At 52.6% G+C, this 14,702-nt stretch carries 23 protein-coding genes and 1 tRNA gene; all 24 read right to left on the bottom strand.

The window, feature by feature from the left end; genetic code table 11:
• Positions 1 to 5: 5 nt before the first annotated feature.
• A complete protein-coding gene (locus tag ACQG19_RS15370) occupies positions 6 to 1,271 on the bottom strand; it encodes a hypothetical protein (protein ID WP_426725940.1) in 1,266 nt (421 codons plus the stop codon).
• A 9-nt stretch (positions 1,272 to 1,280) separates the two neighbouring features.
• The gene (locus tag ACQG19_RS15375; protein ID WP_426725941.1) at positions 1,281 to 2,231 is read right to left on the bottom strand and encodes a phage minor head protein; all 951 of its coding nucleotides are present in this window, start codon (positions 2,229 to 2,231) and stop codon (positions 1,281 to 1,283) included.
• Entirely contained in the window at positions 2,191 to 3,540 is a 1,350-nt protein-coding gene (locus ACQG19_RS15380; RefSeq protein WP_311379350.1) for an anti-CBASS protein Acb1 family protein, read from the bottom strand. The genes ACQG19_RS15375 and ACQG19_RS15380 overlap by 41 nt, the downstream gene beginning before the upstream one ends.
• A gap of 68 nt (positions 3,541 to 3,608) precedes the next feature.
• Positions 3,609 to 3,839, bottom strand: coding sequence for a hypothetical protein (locus tag ACQG19_RS15385; RefSeq protein ID WP_426725942.1), 231 nt, complete (start codon positions 3,837 to 3,839; stop codon positions 3,609 to 3,611).
• A protein-coding gene (locus tag ACQG19_RS15390; protein WP_085949497.1) for an IS3 family transposase occupies positions 3,802 to 4,949 on the bottom strand; the annotation gives its coding sequence in 2 pieces (ribosomal slippage) (positions 3,802 to 4,712 and positions 4,712 to 4,949; 1,149 coding nt in all). The genes ACQG19_RS15385 and ACQG19_RS15390 overlap by 38 nt, the downstream gene beginning before the upstream one ends.
• Before the next feature lie 150 nt (positions 4,950 to 5,099).
• On the bottom strand, positions 5,100 to 6,347 hold the full coding sequence (locus ACQG19_RS15395; protein WP_311379353.1) for a PBSX family phage terminase large subunit: 1,248 nt from the start codon (positions 6,345 to 6,347) through the stop codon (positions 5,100 to 5,102).
• Positions 6,344 to 6,799: a DUF2280 domain-containing protein gene (locus tag ACQG19_RS15400; RefSeq protein WP_252073423.1), complete on the bottom strand. Its 456-nt coding sequence runs from the start codon at positions 6,797 to 6,799 to the stop codon at positions 6,344 to 6,346. The genes ACQG19_RS15395 and ACQG19_RS15400 overlap by 4 nt, the downstream gene beginning before the upstream one ends.
• 32 nt (positions 6,800 to 6,831) lie before the next feature.
• Entirely contained in the window at positions 6,832 to 7,470 is a 639-nt protein-coding gene (locus ACQG19_RS15405) for a putative metallopeptidase (protein WP_063153001.1), read from the bottom strand.
• A 3-nt stretch (positions 7,471 to 7,473) separates the two neighbouring features.
• On the bottom strand, positions 7,474 to 7,692 hold the full coding sequence (locus tag ACQG19_RS15410; protein WP_017693187.1) for a hypothetical protein: 219 nt from the start codon (positions 7,690 to 7,692) through the stop codon (positions 7,474 to 7,476).
• A gap of 149 nt (positions 7,693 to 7,841) precedes the next feature.
• Positions 7,842 to 8,099, bottom strand: a complete 258-nt coding sequence (locus ACQG19_RS15415; protein WP_248275549.1) for a hypothetical protein — start codon at positions 8,097 to 8,099, stop codon at positions 7,842 to 7,844.
• Positions 8,096 to 8,593, bottom strand: a complete 498-nt coding sequence (locus ACQG19_RS15420; protein ID WP_045332615.1) for a KilA-N domain-containing protein — start codon at positions 8,591 to 8,593, stop codon at positions 8,096 to 8,098. Before ACQG19_RS15420 ends, ACQG19_RS15415 begins: the two co-directional genes overlap by 4 nt.
• Before the next feature lie 291 nt (positions 8,594 to 8,884).
• A complete protein-coding gene (locus ACQG19_RS15425) occupies positions 8,885 to 9,343 on the bottom strand; it encodes a lysis protein (RefSeq protein WP_052684102.1) in 459 nt (152 codons plus the stop codon).
• Positions 9,340 to 9,738 carry a M15 family metallopeptidase gene (locus tag ACQG19_RS15430; RefSeq protein ID WP_023294179.1) on the bottom strand — a complete coding sequence of 133 codons (399 nt, stop codon included), beginning with the start codon at positions 9,736 to 9,738 and terminating at the stop codon, positions 9,340 to 9,342. Before ACQG19_RS15430 ends, ACQG19_RS15425 begins: the two co-directional genes overlap by 4 nt.
• A complete protein-coding gene (locus ACQG19_RS15435; protein WP_122008274.1) occupies positions 9,725 to 10,030 on the bottom strand; it encodes a phage holin family protein in 306 nt (101 codons plus the stop codon). Before ACQG19_RS15435 ends, ACQG19_RS15430 begins: the two co-directional genes overlap by 14 nt.
• A gap of 194 nt (positions 10,031 to 10,224) precedes the next feature.
• Positions 10,225 to 10,299: transfer RNA gene (locus ACQG19_RS15440), tRNA-Thr, on the bottom strand.
• Positions 10,300 to 10,303: 4 nt separating this feature from the next.
• The gene (locus ACQG19_RS15445) at positions 10,304 to 10,810 is read right to left on the bottom strand and encodes an HNH endonuclease (RefSeq protein ID WP_052684101.1); all 507 of its coding nucleotides are present in this window, start codon (positions 10,808 to 10,810) and stop codon (positions 10,304 to 10,306) included.
• Between the two features lie 248 nt (positions 10,811 to 11,058).
• A complete protein-coding gene (locus tag ACQG19_RS15450) occupies positions 11,059 to 11,748 on the bottom strand; it encodes a bacteriophage antitermination protein Q (protein WP_045269917.1) in 690 nt (229 codons plus the stop codon).
• Positions 11,745 to 11,858 carry a hypothetical protein gene (locus ACQG19_RS15455; protein WP_426725943.1) on the bottom strand — a complete coding sequence of 38 codons (114 nt, stop codon included), beginning with the start codon at positions 11,856 to 11,858 and terminating at the stop codon, positions 11,745 to 11,747. Before ACQG19_RS15455 ends, ACQG19_RS15450 begins: the two co-directional genes overlap by 4 nt.
• The gene (locus ACQG19_RS15460) at positions 11,855 to 12,079 is read right to left on the bottom strand and encodes a protein ninY (RefSeq protein ID WP_426725944.1); all 225 of its coding nucleotides are present in this window, start codon (positions 12,077 to 12,079) and stop codon (positions 11,855 to 11,857) included. Before ACQG19_RS15460 ends, ACQG19_RS15455 begins: the two co-directional genes overlap by 4 nt.
• Positions 12,076 to 12,723, bottom strand: coding sequence for a recombination protein NinG (locus ACQG19_RS15465; protein ID WP_426725945.1), 648 nt, complete (start codon positions 12,721 to 12,723; stop codon positions 12,076 to 12,078). Before ACQG19_RS15465 ends, ACQG19_RS15460 begins: the two co-directional genes overlap by 4 nt.
• A complete protein-coding gene (locus tag ACQG19_RS15470; protein WP_181561670.1) occupies positions 12,716 to 12,886 on the bottom strand; it encodes a NinE family protein in 171 nt (56 codons plus the stop codon). Before ACQG19_RS15470 ends, ACQG19_RS15465 begins: the two co-directional genes overlap by 8 nt.
• Positions 12,886 to 13,341, bottom strand: coding sequence for a YbcN family protein (locus ACQG19_RS15475; protein ID WP_059453306.1), 456 nt, complete (start codon positions 13,339 to 13,341; stop codon positions 12,886 to 12,888). Before ACQG19_RS15475 ends, ACQG19_RS15470 begins: the two co-directional genes overlap by 1 nt.
• A 513-nt stretch (positions 13,342 to 13,854) precedes the next feature.
• Positions 13,855 to 14,469 (bottom strand): DUF551 domain-containing protein, encoded by a 615-nt coding sequence (locus tag ACQG19_RS15480; RefSeq protein ID WP_426725946.1) that lies wholly within the window; start codon positions 14,467 to 14,469, stop codon positions 13,855 to 13,857.
• Positions 14,466 to 14,702, bottom strand: a complete 237-nt coding sequence (locus tag ACQG19_RS15485; RefSeq protein ID WP_195207050.1) for a hypothetical protein — start codon at positions 14,700 to 14,702, stop codon at positions 14,466 to 14,468. The genes ACQG19_RS15480 and ACQG19_RS15485 overlap by 4 nt, the downstream gene beginning before the upstream one ends.

A 14,702-nucleotide genomic window follows, 5' to 3' on the forward strand; every position in this document is an offset into this window, starting at 1 on the left:
GCTCCTTACTTGAAGTGTTCGTCAGCGGCAGGTGCGCCGGTTTCTTTGTGTTGCTGTGCGTTGTTGGTGCCCAGCGGAGCAGCTTCGCCCAGCGACTTGAACATGGCGTCCAGGGCATCGCCAGAAAGCGCGTTAGCCACGATGTCGCCATGGACCTTGGCAACCGCATCACGCTTGGCTTTCTCTTCAGCGCGTGAGTTTGCGGTCAGGGTGTCAGCGAGTTGCTTCTGGTTGGCCTGTAGCGCATCAACCTTTTCCGCGAGAGGCTTGATAGCCGCTTCAGTATTGGTCGCAACAGCCTGGCCGATCATGCTGCCGATTTGTTCCAGTTCTTCTTTGGTTAAAGGCATGTCGCCCTCCGTTTTGTGGTTTGGTGCAGGCTGTTCCTGCGGTGTGAATAGAGCTTTGAATTTGTTAGCGACGACTGCCACCCACGACTCCTGGCGCGCTACTGCGGTGCCGGTATCGTCGATAGCGATCTTCCCGCCATCAGCGGAATAGCCGTAAACCTGCGCATCGCCGCCATTTCGCACGATAACTACCTGCGAATCAGTGAAGTCAGCAACCCAGGCATATTCATCCGCGCCCGCAGCAAACTTCGCTTTGGCTGCGCGATCAAGACGCTGTTCGCGCTCCCGGTAGGATTCACCCACCAGCGCGCCGGAGTTCGCTTTAAGCGGCTGCGCCAGATCGGCGTTTACCATCAGGCCAACGCCCTGCTCAGGGGTGGCGGCTCCGACTTCGTGCAGCAGGATCGCGTCGTGGTCCATGCCGTGGATATCTGCCACCCACTCAGCACCTGTGGCGCGCTGCTGATCGTTGGGTTCAAGTTGGTCGAGGAATGCGGCAACACTGGTATGAATCGGCGGAACGTCTTCACCGCGCTCAATGGCAGCGACTCGCTCAAGTAGTTCCCTGCCACCTTCAGACTCGCTGGCACGGGCCACATCAACCCACTTTTCGAGGTATATGCGATTACCGGACTTCTTAACGTTGCGGTTCCACGCGCCGATATGGCCTGCGTTAATCCCCTCTGGGGAGAAAGCAGACACGAACTGACCGTTAACTTGAGGGTGCCCAAGCGGTGCCAGGGTACCTTCCAGCCCCTTATAGTGGGCGTCGATTTGCTCTTGCGTGTACAGCCCGCCATTCATGACGACGTTCGCCGGCAGCGTGTAACTCGGCAGCACCAGGTGCTCACGCCCGTTGTATGTTTCGCGCCGGATAGACTGGCTGTTCACCTTTGTGGTGATGTTGACCTGCATTGGCATGTTGTAACCTCAAGCTGCCTTTTTGCAGCAGTGACAAACTGAATGATTGACCTTCATCTTTTTCCAATGACTGTCGAATTCCTTCTTAGCCATTTCGATGACGTTCGGATAAAGCGGTTTACCATCCGCATCAACAAGAACTTCCACTTGGCTGCATTTGCAGTTTATTGCGTTAGCATCAACGGCATACCAGTCCCTGACCTCCTGAACTGTGTATGTGTGCGCGTGTCTCAGAGCATGCTTTATTCGCGTTGTTGGGCTTAATGCGGAAAGGTGGAGAAGCCTGATGTTTAAGCCGAGATCATCCATTGATGACTCAGCTTCATCCCATCGAGCCCGGCGCAGCGCAGTGGTAACCTCAGTGCGTGCTATCCGGTTCGCCCGGCGCTTCTCGATGCCGGTCTGGTCTGTCAGGTTGCGGGCAATGTCCAGCGGATTCAGACCACGGCCCACGCCATCAGTCAGCACGCGCGCCATATCTCGCTTAACGTCAGCAGTCAGACCTTTCATTTCCTCAAACACACGGGCATGCACCAGCGCCATGCGTTGCTGGTATGGGTCGCTTGCGAGGATGGAAGCCAGAGACTCACGCCCGGCTGCGTACACCGGAGATTGCTGGCTGAGGTTGTAGAATGACTGACCGGTTCCTTTCTCCGAAGCCAGATCGATGTACTCGTAAAACCACAGGTCGTAATCGCCACCTTCAAGCAGCACCTGATCAACCAGGTAACTGGCATCGTTCAGGATGATGGAGAGTAGCGTCGGGTTTAGCTGGTATTCGTATCTGGCGTTTACTGCGAGGGAGGAAGGTATTTTGTCGAGTGCTGATTTATACGCTTTGCCAATCTTATTCATTCGCCTGGCGAAGTCTTTCATTACCCGGCGTTCCAGCGCATCGGCTCCGGTCGGATCCTGGTAGTTACGCGGCAGAATCGGTGGCTTCGTCTTCTTCGTCGACATCCTCTTCTCCTAACGGGAATTCATCGACGTTTTCATAACCGGCAGCTGTGCGAATTTCTTCGCGACTGAATGCCGGATTTTCTCCGCTGCCCTGGAACGTCTGGTTAATCTCAGCCATGGTTTTTGCATTGGCGAGCTTCTCAGTTCCAGTCTGCTCGTTGAGGTCATCCCAGATAACCGTCTTTTCGCTGACAGGATCAATGATTTTCAGGTCGATGAGCTTGTCACTGAAGTCTTCAATTTCGAATGACAGATCACCTCGCCGTGATTGGCAGCGACCGTTGAAATACTTCTGATCTTCAGTGCTTGAACGCTCAGCCTGTTGATTGCCGACAAGAATACGCGCCGGAATATCCACCCCGGCCGAGGCTGTCTGAAGGTTGACATTGTAAGTAGGCGACGGGTCTGAAACAGCAGAGACCATCGACGTGACCTGCGCGCCCTGGGTAATCAGGAGTACATCGTTACCAACATTCAGCTCTCTGGCTGCTTCGTTATAGCGCTCCTGAAGCTCATCTACCGAGACGCCATACAGCGAAGCCAAATTCGCAAAGTCGATGTCTTTATCAAAGTTGATTGCCTGCTTGTTTGATGCATTTTTCAGGAACGATTCACCAGAACCACCCTCTACCTTTTCTAGACTGACAAAGGCGTTATAAGGAGGCTCAAGGAAGCCAATGGCATCGTTAGAGTAGTCACCAAGGATGAAGACGCGATCTGGATGTACGAGGCGCTGATTAGTTCCGCCGTTTGGCAGGCTCTCAACGTATTTCCACTGCTTTGGCTGACCGTAGTCTGCCGATTTCTCGTCAGTTACCCATTGACTGACAGTTAACGAACCGGCCCATGCGATCGTCACCTTTTTTAGTGACTTCCCACGAACAACCGGCTGGTCCCACGCTCTGGAATCATTGATGTGCAGCAGGATTCCAGCATAGCGACCGACCAGGCGGCGGCGGTCAGCTTCAGCAAAGGCCCGCCATAGGCGCTTTGTGAAAACCTTTTTGGTGTTCTTCTCCCAGGCAGTTTCATCCTTGCTCTCATCGGCATCATCACCCTCAATGATTTCCGGGTTAGTCTGCCAGCACTTGCCAACCAGCTTCTCAACGGCACCGTGAGCGATACCACCGCGCCGATACAGGGCATAAAGGTTTTCGTAAGTTACCTGCTCAGGGAAGCCATATTCGCACCATGCTGAGTGGCGCTTGTTGTCCAGCCCCATAGTTGGCGCCATCAGCCCCATACGGGCGCGCGCCATCCGCGCATCGTTCAACGCATGGTTGACGGCGAGAGTTAATTTGTCAGTCATGGATTGTCCGTTGGTGGATTTATTGCAATAAAAAAGGCCGCCTGAGCGACCTTTATGAGTGATTTATTTTATACCCGGTTAAAAGATTTGAACAAAATCCTGTCCGGCGCAACGCCATGTGATTTTGCAATCGCATGTCTCATCTCATCCATAGCTTCAATTGAAGTTATAGGTGAGTCTGTCGAATAGAAATCATTCCCTTCTAAATCAGACCCATCTTCAGAACCGGCATAAACAATCCAATGAATCGCCACGGATAATCTAGACACTTCCGAGCCGTTGATAATACTGGTTTTCATATTCTGTCGGTGACATCTGTTCGCTAGAACCATGCCGACGCTTACTGTTATAAAACATTTCGATGTAATCAAAAATATCACTGCGGGCTTCTTCCCGCGTTCCGTAGATCTTTTTCTTTATCCGTTCACGTTTCAACAACTGGAAAAAACTTTCTGCAACCGCATTATCATGGCAGTTACCGCGACGGCTCATGCTACCCTCCAGGCCGTGTGATTTCAGGAACGACTGCCACTCATGGCTTGTGTACTGACTGCCCTGATCCGAATGAACCAGCACCTGTTTTTCGGGATTACGCCGCCATACAGCCATCAGCAGTGCGTTCAGGACAATGTCCTTTGTCATCCGGGATTGCATGGACCAGCCGATAATTTTGCGTGAGAACAGATCAACAACAACGGCAAGATACAGCCAGCCTTCGTGGGTCCTGATGTAGGTTATGTCCGTTACCCAACGCTCATCAGGAGCATCCGGATTGAACTGTCGCTGGAGCCTGTTGGGTGACACGATACTGGCCTCGCCTTTACGTGCCCGCGGGCTTCGGTATCCGACCTGAGCCTTTATTCCGACACGTTTCATCAGTCTCCAGACTCTGTTTACTCCGCACTGTTGCCCGCTGTCACGCAGATCCAGATGGATTTTGCGATAACCATAGACGCATCCCGATTCCAGCCAGAACTGTTTAATCTGTCCTGTCAGTCTCAGGTCTGCCTGATGGCGTTGTGAATGCGGCTGCTGAAGCCAGGCGTAAAAACCACTGGGATGAACATCCAGCACCCGACAGAGCAGGCGAACAGGCCAGCAACAGGAGTTGTCACGGATAAAGGCGTACCTCAGTCGGACAGCTTTGCGAAGTACGCCGCGGCTTTTTTTAATATGTCCCGTTCGTCGGTAACCCGTTTCAGCTCTTTCTGGAGACGGCGGATCTCGGCCTGAGCATCTGACTGTTCTTTATTAGTGGAAGAATCCGGACCGTACTTCTTTATCCAGGCATAAAGGCTGTGGGTGGTGATATCGAGACGTGTTGCAACGCTGGCAACAGAATAACCGCGATCAACAACCTGTTTGACTGCTTCAGTTTTAAACTCTTCAGGATAACGCTTACCGCTCATGGGCACCTCTCTTTAAGTCATCTTAAATGACTCTGAGGTGTCTGTTAAACGCGTGGCGATTCACAATACCCAAACCAAATATTCATACTCCCTCCTATTGAAAGACAGTATTTAATCGGCATTTTTTCAGAAATATTTATAGGGACAATTTCAACGTAGTCTTTTCGGAATCATCATCCCGGCCATTAGGCCCTTACGCTTAATGTGTCCGTCGAGGCTGTAGCGAATACCGTCCCAGCAGTGCTCGTAGCCATCGGCGAGCTTCGGCAACACCTCACCGGTGATGCGGTCCGTTTTGTATGACCACATGCGGGCCTCACGCGCTACGTTCTTGCAGCGCGGATGGATAATGATTTCGTCGAATCCGCGAAGATGTGCAATACCGTCCTCAACGCTCCCCTGCCATTTCTCGGCGGCTGAGATATTGAAGCCCTGCCGTTTGAGATAGCTGATTGTCTCAGGTCGCGCAGAGTCGGCCTTGATGGGCCAGTCCCGCGCGCCTGGAATCGTGTCGTACAGCTCTGGCATGTGGTCGAGCTCTGTCTGCTGACCGTATGCCTCGTATTCGATGTACAGCCGGTTGTGCAGGATGAACGAGCGAACAAGCGTGTTGGGGTCTTTGGCGAAACCGAAGTCGGCACCGAAGAACAGGCGATCAGCTTCTTTCCAAAGGTTTTCCGAGAACTCAGCGATCCGGTATTTACCGGCCAGCACCTGCTTATCAGAGTTTTCGAGATAAGCACCTTCCCACACCCATGCGTATGTTGCCGGATCGAGGCGGCGCTGATCATTCTGTCGCTCACCTTCCAGCACGTCGGGGAACCACGGGTTATCCGTATAGTTCATCTCAACGGTTATGCAGTCGTCACCAGCCTCTTTGCGGAAACGCTTATCCGTGGCGCTACCGTCGCGCTCCGGGTTCCACGTCACCCAAATCTCTGAGCCTTCTTCACGTACCGTAGGACTCAGCTTCTGCCAGGCTATTTCGCTGACTGATTCAGCCTCGTCCACCCAGCAGAGCAGGATGCGCGCTTTCGACTTGATGCTGTCGAGGTTATGACGCAGACCGCAGAACACGTAGTTAACGCTCTTGTCGATGGTGCGGATGTACTTCTCGCCGATATCAAAGTTGGCGGCCAGCCAGGGAACAGACAGGATCGCCTGTTTCACCTCCTGCATGCTCGACTCTTCCAGCGAGTTCATGAACTCACGCGCGCAGAGCACCACGCCGCTTTCACCGTTCATCATCGACTGATACGCCTTTACTGCAGTCATCAGCGCGAATGTGCGCGTCTTGGCGCTGCCGCGCCCACCGTGAGAGCACCGGTAACGCTTATTCACCGCAGTGAACAGTGGCGCAAGCTTCGCGGGGATCGGCAGTTGAACGGCTTCACTCATGCTTTCGGCTCAACGGGTAATAATTGGATAATGGTTGGCTGCGGCGTCATGGTTCCGTCCGGGCTGGTGTGCTCGACCTTCTGTTTGTTGCTGTATGCGTCGCCAACCTCTTTGGCGGCCTGCTCCATCAGCGAAGCAGCCAGCGCCATGTTTCGCATGCCCTCGGCTCGGGTCATCATCCGGTCAAGTGCACGGAGACGATATGCTTTGTTGGCGATCGGAATGTCGCTTAATTCGGTCTGGAAGCGCTTACGGGTTTCGTGGAATAGCTCAACCCACTTCTGCGCCAGCCCCCTGCCGTTTGCTTTCGTCGGGTCGTGGGATTCGACCTGCTGACGAGTGATGCTCAGGCCAAATTCTTTTTTGACCAGCTCAACCACCTGGGATGGAGTATCGAAGCAGGCAAGAGACTGAACGATGAAGGCTTTGACCTCACCTTTCAGTGTCGCCATGGATTACCTGCCTGTCATAATCAGTCATATTGTTAGGCCAGCTTTAACATGCATGTGCCGCATGACCTGGCTATATCGATGTGAGCCACTTCTGCTGGCGCATTGGCCGCATCAACGAGCTCCTGTACTTCTTTGCTGGCACCGTATCGACGTACGACACCAGTGAATTCTTCGACGTCGTGGCCTCGCAGTGTAAGCACTGGCTGCCCGGTCTCTTTGTTGAACTTAGGCGCGCCGAAATCATCGGTGGCCTGGGCGATATGGTAAAGCTCATGCTCTACCAGTGCACAGAATTCGAGGTCACTGCATTGTGAGCAGTAATCGGCTGCTAGGGTGATGATGAACTTCGGGATGCGCCCAAACCATTCATGCATCTGCTGTTCCATTCTGGCTTTCTGCCATCCACCAGCGCGGAGCATTACCTGTTCGGCCTGCCCAAGGACATACCGTCCTTTCTTCGCGAACGAGTCAGAGGCCCACATGAAGCAGAGATCAGCCTCTAACAGGTGCTCGTGGTCAGGGTTATGGATGCTTCCGGTATCGCTGAGGATTTGGCGGTTTATCCACTCATGCACTTCGTTTGCAGGAATCAGCCTGGTGTATGGCTGCCAGTTGTCGGAGGCGATGAAGTTAACTGGCGGATATGGCCTGCGCTCGTCATCGTTAACCATGGGTTACTCCGTTGTTTGTTCTTCTGGCTGTTCGGTTTGCTCTGCTGGTACAGGCGTGAACTGCACGCGCTTCACATCGGCCGGAGCAAAGTAAAGCCACTCGCCAGTCTCCGTCGCCAGCGGCACAAAGCCGTTAACCAGCTCAGGCTGACGTCGTGACATCTTGCCGGTGAAGGTTTCGCCTGTTTGGGTGGTTAACGTGATTTGGTAGATGTCGGACATGATTACCTCTTTGCCTTGTCGCAGCTGTTGCCCTGCTTCTCAGAAGTGCTTAGCCACTTACGGCTTACCCGTCAGCAAGATGTGATCACCATCCTTGCGGGGTTACACAGATCATTATCGAAGCCCCTCGCAAGGAGCTTCTGTAATGGCTACTTCGTTTTTGATTCCGCTCTTTTACGACGGCGCTCTTCTTTCTTCTCGGCGTTTGCCATGTCCATGAATGCCTGCATGATCGAGTTCCTCATCATGTAGCTGACAAAGTGATGATTGACGCAACCGTTGAGGCGAAGTTGCTCGCCAAACTGATCCACCGAGGCCAGCGCTTCCATCATGCCCTTCTCGCCTTTCATGAACTCTGAGAAGTCGCGCCCCGCTCTGGAGGCGCATTCGATGACGCGATTATTCATCCTTGAAGCCCTGGGATCGTAATCTGCAGCTGGTTAGCAAGGGTGTTAATCTCAGCGACCAATACAGGCTTCGTATAACGCCATGCTGCGAGTCCTTGTCCGCAGAAGCTCGCCATGTCCTTTTTCTGGTCAAACTCATGGCACTTCATGTTGAGCTGCGCACTTAAGCTGTTGCGATGCTGAAGCTCTCCGGTGAAGTAGTCATCGAGGATTTTATAAGCTGCGTACTTGAATCCGGGGTTTAACCAGGCCGCATAATCGTAAGCAACAAACTTCCCGCCATAGGTTCCGCCGTGTACGCCGCGTGCAGTGAAAACCACAGATTCGTGGTTTTTCTCCAGCTCGGCCAGGAACTCTTTTGTCTGCTTGTTTCGCAGATAGTGGTAAGGCGACTCAGCATCACTTTTGCCACTGGCTTTCCACATATCGGTGAGGCAGATCATGCCGTCTTCCCCGACACGGATTGGTTGATTGAAGAGGGTTAATGATTTCATTTCGCTGATACCTTTTGGTGGTTGAGCCTGTTCTCGTAGATATGGGCAGCCCAAGAGCGGTCAGCGTTACCACTGCCCTATCTCAAGCTCTACCCCGAAAGGCTCTTGGTTGATATGCGCACGAGAATGCGCGGGGTGGTTTACTTCTGGCGTAAAAAAAGCCTCGCACACTCGCAAGGCTTGATTTAATCATTTAAATTCAAATAGATATAGTAACTCGATAAATAGCTATTGGTTGATGTGAATAGCTATGAATAGACGTGACCAGCTAAAAATATTTTTTATATTTGCTTATTTCAGGCACTGCGTTTTGATGTATTCCTGCATGCCGCGAATCATCTTGTCAGCGGTTGCGATTCCGTCCCGGTGATCGAAATAATTCCGTCGAGCGTCTGGAGTAAGTTCGGGGGTTCCTGCATCATCCACGCCGGTGGCGGAGGTGGCTTTTGACACTCCAGGGCAGGTTGCGGCGATGCGCAGCCGTTTAGCGCCAGAATCGACATCCCGACGCAAATCGTTAATGGTTTTTTTCGCATCGGACAATTCCTTCGTGTATTTGGCATCCAGTGCAGCGACATCACGCTGACGCGTTTGCATGTCGGTGATGGCGGCTTTTGCCAGTGACAGGCTCTGCTCAGCATCGTCAGCGCGTTTCTTCTCACCCTTATAGCTGGAGTACGAGAACCACGACGCCAGCGCCAGCAGGAGAATCACTCCCGGCACAATCAGCGACTTCAGGCTGATGTTCATGCGGGGATCTCAACGTGAGGCGCGTCGATGAATTTGGTTTCGATGGGCAGCGCCGGGTCATTCTTCCAGTTGATGCCGAAGCGGAGTTTCAGGCCCTGCTCGTCAGCTGCCTGCTTAACCGCTTTGAGAAGAGGGTGAAACTCTTCAATCTTCCAGGTGGTGTTAACCGGGATGATGTCGACGGCATGACCGGTCAGGTGACGGCTGTTCATCGTCTGAGATTTACCGGTAGCGACCATCTCTTTCTGCCGGGCCTGCGTTCTCAGCCCTTCAATAACGATGAAGTCTACCGGTGTGATTTCCAGCGCACGGCGGATCACTTTCACCAGGTCAGGATTGACACCTTTAAGGTTGTTCTCGCTGCGCTGTGAGAATTTGAAGTTATTGGTTTGCATTCTTCATCCCCGTCAGGCGTTCCCAGAAGTACGTCAGTGCCACGGAGCCCATCGCCCCGCTGATACCAGACGTAACCAGAATCATGTAAAGGCTCAGCCCACTTTCAACGCTGATCAGTCCACCAATGAGACCGGTAAAGCCGGACACTGCAATTTGTGCCAGCGCGTTGATCCAGCTCCAGGTGGCTTTGTTCTGCTTAACGTCAATAAGGTATCGGACCAAGCCGCCCCAGCATGACAGAGCAAGGACAATCAGCCATGACACTCCGGCAATGCTTTCTTTATCTTGCATACGTTTAGCCATATCACCTCCGAAAGAACGGGGTGCTGTTTGTAGTAAGGGATCAGGCCCTCGGGACGATTTAACAAGAAGGCATGTCGATGATGGTTCCCGGAGCCTGAAATAAAAAAACCCGGCGACAGGCCGGGAAGATGAGGGCAAGTTAATGTCGGCTCTCTGGCCGAAAGGTCCCAGGTAGTGGGTTCTGGTGCCGGGCAAAGGAATCGAACCTCTGACGCGCAGCTTACAAGGCTGCCGTTCTGCCACTGAACTAGACCGGCGAAATTAGTCAAGTTGATGAGCCATCTTGTTACTCTGCACTTCCTCCATCCATTTAATAAGCTCAGCTTTATCTCGCCCGCTTTTATAAAATCTCTTGGAGTTTATACAGATTGAGGCGTCAATTCGCCCAGATTTCCTGACAGTTAGGGAGCCGCAATTCGTGCGTAATTTAAGATAGTCACGGCTACGATTTTCAGCCTGGAGCTTATAATCTGCAATCCTCAGGTTTTCTAAGGAATTGTTTTTAGTATTTCTATCAATGTGATCAATTGTCATGCCATCTGGGATTTCACCATTTGCTATGGACCAGACAAGTCGATGCGCTTTATATTTCACGCCGTCTATTTTGACGTAGTAGTAACCGTGGTTATCAAGACTCCCGGCCCTAGCGCCTTTTTTTGCTCTGGTGCTAGCATCAACCTTCCACCTCAACCCACTTTCACTACTGCCATCAACTTCCAAAAACTGTCTAGCCTTTGCGATTGGTAAAGGGATTGTTTTTGCGCTCATGCGTTTTCCTTGCTTTGAAATGAACCTTTGCCGCAATGGAAATCAGCCCGTCGAGGCTCGCCAGCACTAACTGACTTCCTCAAAGGCTCATTTCAAAGGGTTTGGTTCGACGTAGTTGAATGCGCATTGCGGTGCGCTTGTGAAATTTGGGAATAAAAAAGCCCAAGGCGTTAACCTCGGGCTATTAATTATTTGTCGACCTACGAAGCTATGGCGACGATATCAGATTTACATGAAATATATGCGTTTCAATCCAGTTTTGCAAGACTTCTATCGAAATTTGTCGCCTTTTGTTGTGAACGTGATCGCGTAACCTGCAATAAAGCCCCTCCATCCAGGCGCAGGAAGATGCGCCGCATCTCAACCCAGCGGTCCGTAAACGTCTCTGACCAGTTCTTTGGCGTTACGCCAACCAGAGACGCCAGCGCCTGATATTCGTACGTCTCACGCCCCACCAACTCCGCTTTTACGTCCTGGGCCGCCAGCCAGATAAGCTTTTTCAGGCGCTCCATCGTCTTGCCCGCCACCTTCTTCGCGCCGAGATGCTCCCGGAACTCTGACCAGGCCCACTGAGTAATCGCCACTTGATGCTCGAACCGGATATTCTCGCTGTAGTTCCACAGCAGCCATGCTTTCTGATGGTCTTCCAGCGACAGGACAGCACGACGCCAGGATGCGGTTCCGAACTCTACCGGGCTAACCAGAGCGATGGATGAGCCTTTGGCGCGGGACTGGCTTCCACTCATCGGCGGACCGTCAGGGTTAACCATTCGCTGCTTGTCCTTGTCGAATACCTTTTTCCGTCCCCGGCTGCGCGCCGTCGCGGTAAATTGTGCGTTCTCGGCGAAAGCTACTAACTGCCCTTTCGTCGCCCGGCTCAGATCTGCGGTCGCCACAATGAGCTGCTGACGTACGTATTCCAGTTGCTGACTGTTCATGCGGCTTCCTTCTGTGGCTGGTTGGTTTGTTGGCTGTGTTTTGCTACTGGTGGCAGGTTGGCGCGCTTAACGCTTTCTGCCTGGTACCGGAGGAAGTCGGCGTGGTTCATGCTGCCTCCGCCATTAGCTGTTCGTACGTCAGGTAAAGGCCCCAGCAACTGAAAAGGACGTGCGCTTTCACTACAGCTTTTTCCTCATTGTTCCAGCGACAAAACCAATTGATTGCGCCGGATACCTCGCGCTCTATCTGGTGAGCGCCATCAAGATGGATCTGATACACCACGTCATCAAAGACAGCAGCGGTAGTCATTGGGTACTGTATTTTGCTCATGCTGCGTGCTCCTGTTGACGTGCGCGGCGCTTCTCCAGCGACCGGGCTTTGCGGGTGAATATGGATTTGATGCGCTTCAGATATGGGATATCGAACCGGCGCGGCTCGTTGTTAGACTCAAGACGCTCAACTCGTTCCAGGCCAATGCGGTCTATAAGACGGATGCGATACTCGACAGCATTGCCGCTCAACTGGCGATTACAGCGTGTGCAGGCACTATGCACGTTGAATGTGTTGAATTTCAGATGTGAGGCCGCACCACGCGAACGGTAATGGCTGGCGTCAATGGCGCTTCCAGTTAGGTAATTGCTTTTGCCAATAAGTGGATTGCCGCAGCTGACACATGGCTTACCTTCATCGCGGATCCTGATGTAGCGATTGAAAGCTGATTGAGCCTCTTTATCCCACTGAGATTTAGATTTGAGTGACTCGCGCTTGGCCTTGCGGCGTTTGCGCCCGACCTTCTCGGCTTCCTTCTGCTCCTTAATGCGCTTCGCCGCTGCTTTCACCTTCTCCTTTTCACGTTCTTCCATAGCGAGGATTGCGCCGTGCTCCGGGCAGCACCAGCGGATCCGGATATCGTGGAATTTCGGCACGAAGTATTCTCCGCATACTTTGCACTTACGGCGGGATGGTTTACGCATGACCCCTCCGTGCCGCGAGGCGCAGCCATTTCTGATCCACCAGGCGGGCGGTATAGCCCTTCAGGGTCGGGATGTCGGACGGCTTAACCGCGGGCTTACGCTGGCGGCGCGCCGGAACGCGGAAGATTTCGTTTGTGATGACGCGGGAAAGTGGAGTAGACATCAAGCCTCCTGCTTATCGCGCAGCTGCTGGTATTCACAGCTCTGCGGAATGGTCAGGTGACAGCCGATGTTCATCGCCCAGGCTTCGACTTTGCACAGGAAGATGTACATCTCGCCCGTTTCCAGCTCTGACGTATGGCGTAGGGATTGGACGGTGGTGACCTCGCCAGACACGACATCTACCCGGTCCTTGCTCTCATAGCCGAGATAGGTGTGCTTCATCGCGTCCTTGACCCACTCAGGTGTAGCGAAGGTCTTGCCGCGCGCGATGAGGTAGTCGCTGATTTCCGTGTACCACATGTGGCTGAGAGCGTTCTGCGACAGGCTGCGCTTCTCGCGCCATGGTTTGACTTGAAGGCGGAAGCATTGCCCGGCATCCAGCAATGGCTGAATCTGCTGGCCAATGGCCGCGAAGTTACCACGATGGAGTTTGATGCCGTCTACTGGTAGAGTCATACGGCCTCCTTAACGGAAACCGCAGAATGCAGAAAATCGCAGGTGCCGCTAAGCATCTGTGACAAAGTGAGGAGTTCAGATTGTGGTCGCATTTAAGTCCCCTTAAATGCGCAGAAGTCACCGCCGGGCGTTCAACTCCGACGGCGACTTAATTATGGCTGGTTGATATTACAAAATCAAACTAACTTTGGTTGCTCTTTCAGCTTCCATTTTATCTTCCTGACAGGAGGTTTGCTTATTTCTTGAAAGCCGTCTTTGGCATCATTGTAGCCGCATTCAAAGCAGGCATAGTCACCACTCCACCCCCTGCGTGTTACTTCCTTCCCAACGGCAATAGAACGACATTTAGGACAGATCATAACCCCTCCGGTTTGCATTGGACTGCAAAACGATGATATCAGTTCAAACACGGAAGGGAATGGTCTTTACAAAATAAATCCCTTTAATTTCAATAGTATAATATTGCTCTTCGGAATCCATCTAAGAACGGTGAATTATTGATGGTAGTTATTTTCAATCCTCCTGCTGCGGCGCTGCTGGCAGCGGCATCCAGTGCGTGACATGCTCTACTAACAGATTATCGCAATAGAAATTCCAGTACCTGTCATACGCACCAGACCAAACTTCTCCATACTCATTGAATGCCAGGATGGCCTTAAACTGCTCCGGCATCAGCTCACTGCAAGCCACCCAACCATCCGGAATCACCGGAGAGTTGAGTTGTTCGGAATTACCGAACGACTGAAGCATGGCTGCGCGGCAGGCGTTCCAGCCGACAGCTTTTCCGTGTTCAAACGCGCTGTCAAAGTCATCATCCATTTCCATCGCAGCGGGCACAGATACCGGAGCTGGCGTGGCAGAGCGATACAGAAGAACATCACCCATCTCTGCTCTGGATGCTGGCCATACATCTGCATCAGCGCCAGATTTGAGATAATCAAGATTGGACTGGTCGATGACGCACACAGGCTCCGCTTCGAGCGATGCCAGCGCGATACGCGCCAACTCCAGTTCAATTGACCATGTGCGTTCTTTGAGAGGCTCTAACTCTCCCGACAACATCATCTCTGCAAACTCAATACGCGCGTGCGCTGAAGCAATGAGTTGTTCTTTGGTGAAGGTGATCATGGGTTAGTCCTCCCTGTCAGACGTTCGCGGAGCGTTAACTTGCGTGGCAATCTTTCGTGGTCGGCAATCTCAACTACGGTGCAGGCGCATTTATCGAAGGTGCTTTCTCTCTTATGCTTCAACAACACCGCTTCGTTGTAGGCCGAATCTTTGTCTGTTGCGCTCAGCTCATGCACATCAAAGCCTTTGCTATCGACGAACCACCCGTGAATAACTGCGATAAAACGAGCCAT

The sequence above is a fragment of the Enterobacter cloacae complex sp. 277I4 genome, from assembly GCF_050031465.1.
In the GTDB taxonomy this organism is placed as follows: domain Bacteria; phylum Pseudomonadota; class Gammaproteobacteria; order Enterobacterales; family Enterobacteriaceae; genus Enterobacter; species Enterobacter cloacae.

What these genes read in the sequence shown, in the direction of transcription:
- ACQG19_RS15370 (WP_426725940.1), bottom strand. Translation starts at nt 1,271, where the DNA reads ATGCCAATGCAGGTCAACATCACCACAAAGGTGAACAGCCAGTCTATC.
- ACQG19_RS15375 (WP_426725941.1), bottom strand. Translation starts at nt 2,231, where the DNA reads ATGTCGACGAAGAAGACGAAGCCACCGATTCTGCCGCGTAACTACCAG.
- ACQG19_RS15380 (WP_311379350.1), bottom strand. Translation starts at nt 3,540, where the DNA reads ATGACTGACAAATTAACTCTCGCCGTCAACCATGCGTTGAACGATGCG.
- ACQG19_RS15385 (WP_426725942.1), bottom strand. Translation starts at nt 3,839, where the DNA reads ATGAAAACCAGTATTATCAACGGCTCGGAAGTGTCTAGATTATCCGTG.
- ACQG19_RS15395 (WP_311379353.1), bottom strand. Translation starts at nt 6,347, where the DNA reads ATGAGTGAAGCCGTTCAACTGCCGATCCCCGCGAAGCTTGCGCCACTG.
- ACQG19_RS15400 (WP_252073423.1), bottom strand. Translation starts at nt 6,799, where the DNA reads ATGGCGACACTGAAAGGTGAGGTCAAAGCCTTCATCGTTCAGTCTCTT.
- ACQG19_RS15405 (WP_063153001.1), bottom strand. Translation starts at nt 7,470, where the DNA reads ATGGTTAACGATGACGAGCGCAGGCCATATCCGCCAGTTAACTTCATC.
- ACQG19_RS15410 (WP_017693187.1), bottom strand. Translation starts at nt 7,692, where the DNA reads ATGTCCGACATCTACCAAATCACGTTAACCACCCAAACAGGCGAAACC.
- ACQG19_RS15415 (WP_248275549.1), bottom strand. Translation starts at nt 8,099, where the DNA reads ATGAATAATCGCGTCATCGAATGCGCCTCCAGAGCGGGGCGCGACTTC.
- ACQG19_RS15420 (WP_045332615.1), bottom strand. Translation starts at nt 8,593, where the DNA reads ATGAAATCATTAACCCTCTTCAATCAACCAATCCGTGTCGGGGAAGAC.
- ACQG19_RS15425 (WP_052684102.1), bottom strand. Translation starts at nt 9,343, where the DNA reads ATGAACATCAGCCTGAAGTCGCTGATTGTGCCGGGAGTGATTCTCCTG.
- ACQG19_RS15430 (WP_023294179.1), bottom strand. Translation starts at nt 9,738, where the DNA reads ATGCAAACCAATAACTTCAAATTCTCACAGCGCAGCGAGAACAACCTT.
- ACQG19_RS15435 (WP_122008274.1), bottom strand. Translation starts at nt 10,030, where the DNA reads ATGCAAGATAAAGAAAGCATTGCCGGAGTGTCATGGCTGATTGTCCTT.
- ACQG19_RS15445 (WP_052684101.1), bottom strand. Translation starts at nt 10,810, where the DNA reads ATGAGCGCAAAAACAATCCCTTTACCAATCGCAAAGGCTAGACAGTTT.
- ACQG19_RS15450 (WP_045269917.1), bottom strand. Translation starts at nt 11,748, where the DNA reads ATGAACAGTCAGCAACTGGAATACGTACGTCAGCAGCTCATTGTGGCG.
- ACQG19_RS15455 (WP_426725943.1), bottom strand. Translation starts at nt 11,858, where the DNA reads ATGAACCACGCCGACTTCCTCCGGTACCAGGCAGAAAGCGTTAAGCGC.
- ACQG19_RS15460 (WP_426725944.1), bottom strand. Translation starts at nt 12,079, where the DNA reads ATGAGCAAAATACAGTACCCAATGACTACCGCTGCTGTCTTTGATGAC.
- ACQG19_RS15465 (WP_426725945.1), bottom strand. Translation starts at nt 12,723, where the DNA reads ATGCGTAAACCATCCCGCCGTAAGTGCAAAGTATGCGGAGAATACTTC.
- ACQG19_RS15470 (WP_181561670.1), bottom strand. Translation starts at nt 12,886, where the DNA reads ATGTCTACTCCACTTTCCCGCGTCATCACAAACGAAATCTTCCGCGTT.
- ACQG19_RS15475 (WP_059453306.1), bottom strand. Translation starts at nt 13,341, where the DNA reads ATGACTCTACCAGTAGACGGCATCAAACTCCATCGTGGTAACTTCGCG.
- ACQG19_RS15480 (WP_426725946.1), bottom strand. Translation starts at nt 14,469, where the DNA reads ATGATCACCTTCACCAAAGAACAACTCATTGCTTCAGCGCACGCGCGT.
- ACQG19_RS15485 (WP_195207050.1), bottom strand. Translation starts at nt 14,702, where the DNA reads ATGGCTCGTTTTATCGCAGTTATTCACGGGTGGTTCGTCGATAGCAAA.